We start from the raw sequence: 5,433 nt of genomic DNA, 5'->3' as shown, positions 1-5,433 counted from the left end.
CCGCAGCACACCCCCGCCCGCCCTCTCAGGCGAACCCGGACATCGCCACCCTTCTGTGTGAAGTGGACGCCCGTCGGTGCCACGGCCGCGCGTACGAAAACTAGCTTCGGAGCCGGAGGTGACACACACGATGACAGCGCCACCAGCGCCCCCAGTGCCGCCGCCCCCGGCCCGGGTCCGCACCCGCACCGCGGGGTGCACGATCGCGGCGGACGGGTCCTACGCGGCGCGCCTGGCCCGCGCCACCGACGCGCCGGACTCCTGGTGCCCCGAACGCTGGACCCTCGGTTCCGCCGAGCCCTACGCGGTGCCGCTGCCCGGCCGCCAGCCGGAGGAGCCCGCCACGGAAGTGCTCCCGATGGCCGACGGCCGTGTCCTGATCCACCGCGTGGTGGACGTGCGGCACACCTTCGCCCTGCTCTACCCGACGGGCCCCGGCACGGGCGAGGTGCCGCTCGGGGCCGTGGAGTGCGGGGAGCTGGGCCTGCTGCCGCCGACACCGGACGGCACCCGCGCGTACGCCCTCGCGCCCGGCGAACACTCCAGTGCCGTCTGGCTGGTGGCGGGCGGCGCCTTCGGGCCCGAGCACGTCGCCGAGATCCCGGGCCGCTGCTCGGGCGGCGTCTGGCTGGACGGCACGGACCGGATGCTCGCCCTGGACCGCACGCTGGGCTCCACCACGAAGACGGTCGCGGTGGACCTGGAGCGGGGCGGCGAGGTGACGCCGCTGCTGCAGATCGCGGAGGACAGCGACGACCGGCTGCTGCTCGCCGACGCCGGCAGCGGCCTGCTGGTCATCCGCTCGGACGCGCCGGGCGAGGACCGCCTGGGCTGGGGCGTCCTGGGCGGTACGCGACCGGTGCGCTTCCCCGAGTGCCTGCGGTTCCCCGCGGACCTCGCGGGGACGCCGTTCGCGATCCAGCCGGGGCAGGTGCTCACGCCGGAGGGCTGCGGGGTGGCACTGCGCATCGACGGCGCGGCGGGCAGCAGTTGGGTCGGGCTGTGGCGCCCCGCGAGCCGTCAGCTGCATCAACTGGCGGCGCCGGAGGGCTGGTTGGCGGGCGCGGGCTGGTGGACACCGGAGGGCACGCTCTGCCTGCCGTACGCGACGGGGGCGGCACCGTGCGGGGTGGCCCGGCTGACGGTACCCGCCCCCACGGCGCCATCGGAGGCACTGTCGGAGCCCTTGCCGGGGTCCCCGCCGGGACCCTCGCGGGAGTCCTCGCGGGAGGGGGATGCGAGCAGTGCGCAACCACCGCCCGCGGATCCCCCGAAACCCGTTGCCGCACGGCCCGTTCCGTTGCAGCAGGCACCTCTCGGCGGGCGGAAGGCGGGCGGTTAGACTCGCCCGGCTGTACCGAACGATCTTCTTACGGGGTGAGTGATCTTGCTGACGACCGAGACCAGTACGGAGACACCGAGGGACACCGAGCCGGCGGCGCCGACCACGCCCGCCGGGGCGGGCCGGCACCGGGGACCCGTGGCCGAGCACGACGAGGCGACGGCCCCCAAGGGCCGCCACCGCAAGCAGCCCGACGCGTCCTGACGGACGCACCACGGCGCGCTGGCACATCACGGCGCGTTGCAGAAAAGTCCCGCCNNGGCGGGACTTTTCTGCAACGCCGCGCGCTCTACCCCTTCTTCAGGCCCAGGATCTCCGCCGCCGCGAACGTTTCGTTCGGGGGGCGGTCCGCGTAGTACGGGGAGAGTGCCTCGTCCAGTTCGTCGAAGGTGAACGCGTCCTTCGCCGAGTCGAACTTCGCGGCCACCTTGGGGCGTTCGACGATCGCGACCATGCCACCGTGCACGACGAGCAGCTGGCCGTTGACCCTGGCCGCGGCGGGCGAGGCCAGATAGCCCACCAGCGGTGAGACGTGCTCGGGCGCCAGCGGGTCGAGCCGGCCCGCGCCCGGCTCCTGGAAGCCCGCGAAGACGTCCTCGGTCATCCGCGTACGCGCGCGCGGGCAGATGGCGTTGGCGGTCACGCCGTACTTGGCGAGGGCGAGCGCCGTCGACGTGGTGAGCCCGACGATGCCGCCCTTGGCCGCCGCGTAGTTGGGCTGGCCCGCGGAACCGGCGAGGAAGGCCTCGGACGAGGTGTTGACGATCCGGCCGTACACCGGGCCGCCCGTCGCCTTGGAGCGCTCGCGCCAGTGGGCGGCGGCGAAGTGGGTCGTGTTGAAATGGCCCTTGAGGTGGACGTGGATGACCGTGTCCCACTCGGCCTCGGTCATCGAGAAGATCATCCGGTCCCGCAGGATGCCCGCGTTGTTGACCAGGATGTCGAGCTTTCCGTACGTGTCGACCGCCGTCCGGACCAGCTCGCGGGCCTGGTCGTGGTCGGCCACGTCGCCGGTGTGGGCGACCGCCCGGCCGGCCGCGGCGCGGATCTCGGCGGCGACCTCCTCGGCAGGCGCCGCCGACGCCTCGCCCGAGCCGTCGCGCCCCGGCTGCCCGAAGTCGTTGACGACGACGCTCGCGCCGAGCCGGGCCAGTTCCAGGGCCTCGGCGCGGCCGAGGCCGCGGCCCGCGCCGGTGACGATCGCGGACAGGCCCTCAAGTGGCAGTGACATCACAGTCCCTTCGACGCGCTACGGGGCAGGGGCGTTCAGATCTCGATGCAGGTGCGCAGGGCCACGCCCGTGCGCATCTGGTCCAGCGCCTCGTTGATCTCGGCGAGCGGTACGCGGTGGGTGATCAGGCTCTCCAGGTCGATGCGGCCCGCCCGCCACAGCGCGATGGCCCGCTCGTACGAGGTGAGGACGTCACCGCCGCCGTACATCGACGGCAGGATCCGCTTCTCGTCGAAGAACAGCTCGAACATGTTGAGCTGGAGGTGGTCGTCCATGGCGCCCGCGCCGACGACCACGAGAGTGCCGCCGCGGCGCGTCGTCTCGTACGCCGTGCGGGCCGTGGCGGACTTGCCGACGACCTCGAAGACGTAGTCGAAGCCCTCGCCCGCGGTCATCCGCTGTGTGGCGTCGGCCAGTTCGTCGGGCGCGACCGCCTCCGTCGCGCCGAACTTCAGGGCGGCCTCACGGCGGGAGGCGACCGGGTCGACGGCGACGATCTGCGCGGCGCCCTTGAGGCGGGCACCCTGGATCGCGGAGATGCCGACGCCGCCGCAGCCGATGACGGCGACGGACGAACCGGCCGCGACGTCCGCGGTGTTGACGGCGGCACCGAGGCCCGTCGTCACGCCGCAGCCGATCAGCGCGGCGATGTCGAAGGGCACGTCGTCGGGGATCGGCACGGCGCACCCGGCGTCGACGACGACCTCCTCGGTGAAGGTGCCGGTGCCCGCGAAGCCGAAGAGATCGCCGCCGGAGCGCTTGAAGTTGGGGGTGCCCGCGTTCATGAAGCCGGCCAGACACAGCTGGGTCTGGCCGCGCTTGCAGGCCGGACAGGTGCCGCACGCGGGCAGCCAGCACAGCAGGACGCGGTCGCCCGGGGCGAGACCGGTGACGCCGTCGCCCACGTCGAGGATCTCGCCCGCGCCCTCGTGGCCCGGGATGAAGGGGGCGGGCTGCGGGAGCACCCCGTTCATCGCCGAGACGTCGGAGTGGCACAGGCCGGTGGCCCGGACGCGGATCCTCACCTTGCCGGGCCCGAACCCCACGGCCTCGATGTCGTCGAGGACCTCCAGCTTGTCCTGGCCTATCTCGTGCAGTACGGCTGCGCGCATGGCGCGTCTCCCCTCACTGGCTGGTCACGAATGGTCGACGATGGTGTCGGCGAGCACCGGCGCGTCGTCCCGCTCGACCGCCGTCACGGTCGCCTGGACGCGGCCCTCGGTGCGCCACATGCGGATCCGCAGGGTCTCGCCGGGGAAGACCACGCCGGCGAAGCGCGTGCCGTAGCCGCGCACCCGGGACACGTCGCCGTCGAGCAGGCTGTCCACGACGGACTTGAGCGTCATGCCGTAGGTGCACAGGCCGTGCAGGATCGGCCGGTCGAAGCCGGCCAGCTTGGCGAACTCGGGGTCGGCGTGCAGGGGGTTCCAGTCGCCGGAGAGGCGGTAGAGCAGCGCCTGGTCCTCGCGGACGGGCCGCTCGACCTCCAGGTCGGGGTCGCCCTCGGGAGCGGGCAGGCGGGTGGAGGGGCCGCGGTCGCCGCCGAAGCCGCCCTCGCCGCGCACGAAGATCTGGGCGTCGCTCGTCCACAACGGGCCCTCGTCGTCGGCGACTTCGGAGCGCAGCACGAGGATCGCGGCCTTGCCCTTGTCGTACACCGCGGCGACCTTGGAGGTGGTCACGGCGTTGCCCTTGACGGGGATCGGGCGGTGCAGGGTGATGGTCTGGCCGCCGTGCAGGACGGCGGCGAGGTTCACCTCGATGCCGGGCGCGGAGAGTCCGCCGACGACGCCCATGCCGGCGCCCGCGACGGTGGCGAAGCTGGGCAGGACGTGGAGCTTGGACTCCAGGGTGTAGCGGAGTTCGTCGGGGTCCGTGGCGGGCCGTCCCGCGCCGAGTCCCAGGTGGTAGAGCTGGACGTCCTTGTGGTCCCAGGCGATCCCGGCCGACCGGGGTTCGGCGGCCAGGGCCTTCGCGGCGTCGATGGGCATGGGATGGCAGCTCCTTGGTCGTCAAAGACCTCGGTGCGGCCGTCCGCACCGTCGGCCGCACCGAGGTCGCATCAGGGCCGGTGGAGCGGTCCGCGAACGGGCCCCGAAGGACCCCGTTCTAGAACGCGTTCCAGTCCGGCGATCCCATGTATAGCCCAGGGCATGGTGGTTGTGAAGACTCCTGACAGCACGTCAGATCCACACCGGTGACATTTGTACCGGCCGAGTCGGTACAGGCGCATCTGCCGTGGGACACCCGCCCGTTCGTAGCGTCTTCCCCATGAAGAAGACAGCGCAGGACGGGCCCGCAGTGAGCTTCGCCGGGGCCGTGAAGACCTTCGGTCCCGTACGGGCCGTGGACGGCGTCGACCTGGAGATCCGGCGCGGCGAGACCGTCGCGCTGCTCGGCCGCAACGGCGCGGGCAAGTCCACGACCCTGTCCCTGCTGCTGGGCCTGGACACCCCCGACGAGGGCGCCGTGCGCCTCTTCGGCCACGGTCCTGAGCGGGCCGTGGCCGCGGGGCGGGTCGGCGCGATGCTCCAGGAGAGCCGCCAGGTGCCGCGCGTCACCGTCCGCGAGCTGGTCTCCTTCGTCGCGCAGACCTACCCCGAGCCGATGCCGGCCGAGCGGGCGCTGGAGCTCGCGGGCATCGCCGCGTTCGCCGGGCGGCGCGCGGACCGGCTCTCCGGAGGCCAGGCACAGCGCGTGCGCTTCGCGGTCGCGCTCGTCGGGGACCCGGCGCTGCTGGTGCTCGACGAGCCGACCGCCGCCCTCGACGTCGAGGCCCGGCACGCCTTCTGGACCTCGATGCGGGCCTACGCGCGGCGCGGCCACACCGTCCTGTTCTCCACGCACTACCTGGAGGAGG

At 73.2% G+C, this 5,433-nt stretch carries 6 protein-coding genes; 3 read left to right on the top strand and 3 right to left on the bottom strand.

Going from position 1 to position 5,433, the window contains the following annotated elements; translation table 11 throughout:
* Positions 1-130 precede the first annotated feature (130 nt).
* Both AOK22_RS34750 and AOK22_RS41655 read left to right on the top strand, forming a co-directional pair.
* Positions 131-1,342 (top strand): hypothetical protein, encoded by a 1,212-nt coding sequence (locus AOK22_RS34750; protein ID WP_055702695.1) that lies wholly within the window; start codon positions 131-133, stop codon positions 1,340-1,342.
* A gap of 45 nt (positions 1,343-1,387) precedes the next feature.
* Positions 1,388-1,546, top strand: a complete 159-nt coding sequence (locus AOK22_RS41655; RefSeq protein ID WP_157872377.1) for a hypothetical protein — start codon at positions 1,388-1,390, stop codon at positions 1,544-1,546.
* Positions 1,547-1,631: 85 nt separating this feature from the next.
* On the opposite strand, the gene AOK22_RS34745 is transcribed toward AOK22_RS41655, so the two are convergent.
* From AOK22_RS34745 to AOK22_RS34735, 3 genes are read right to left on the bottom strand one after another with little or no spacing between them, the layout of a single operon-like run.
* A complete protein-coding gene (locus AOK22_RS34745; protein WP_055702694.1) occupies positions 1,632-2,573 on the bottom strand; it encodes a 3-oxoacyl-ACP reductase in 942 nt (313 codons plus the stop codon).
* A 35-nt stretch (positions 2,574-2,608) separates the two neighbouring features.
* Complete coding sequence (locus tag AOK22_RS34740; RefSeq protein ID WP_055702693.1) at positions 2,609-3,685, bottom strand: Zn-dependent alcohol dehydrogenase; 1,077 nt, start codon at positions 3,683-3,685, stop codon at positions 2,609-2,611.
* 24 nt (positions 3,686-3,709) lie between these two features.
* Positions 3,710-4,564, bottom strand: a complete 855-nt coding sequence (locus AOK22_RS34735; RefSeq protein ID WP_055702692.1) for a MaoC/PaaZ C-terminal domain-containing protein — start codon at positions 4,562-4,564, stop codon at positions 3,710-3,712.
* 280 nt (positions 4,565-4,844) lie between these two features.
* Between AOK22_RS34735 and AOK22_RS34730 the strand changes: the two genes are divergently transcribed.
* Positions 4,845-5,433: ABC transporter ATP-binding protein (locus AOK22_RS34730; protein ID WP_208606484.1), on the top strand; the 589-nt coding region annotated here is incomplete at its 3' end.

Origin of the sequence: Streptomyces silaceus (assembly GCF_001419745.1) — a bacterium.
Lineage (GTDB): Bacteria > Actinomycetota > Actinomycetes > Streptomycetales > Streptomycetaceae > Streptomyces > Streptomyces silaceus.
Note: the sequence above shows the minus strand (reverse complement) of the source record. Positions and strands in the feature narration are given on the sequence as shown.

What these genes read in the sequence shown, in the direction of transcription:
- AOK22_RS34745 (WP_055702694.1), bottom strand. Translation starts at nt 2,573, where the DNA reads ATGTCACTGCCACTTGAGGGCCTGTCCGCGATCGTCACCGGCGCGGGC.
- AOK22_RS34735 (WP_055702692.1), bottom strand. Translation starts at nt 4,564, where the DNA reads ATGCCCATCGACGCCGCGAAGGCCCTGGCCGCCGAACCCCGGTCGGCC.
- AOK22_RS34740 (WP_055702693.1), bottom strand. Translation starts at nt 3,685, where the DNA reads ATGCGCGCAGCCGTACTGCACGAGATAGGCCAGGACAAGCTGGAGGTC.
- AOK22_RS34750 (WP_055702695.1), top strand. Translation starts at nt 131, where the DNA reads ATGACAGCGCCACCAGCGCCCCCAGTGCCGCCGCCCCCGGCCCGGGTC.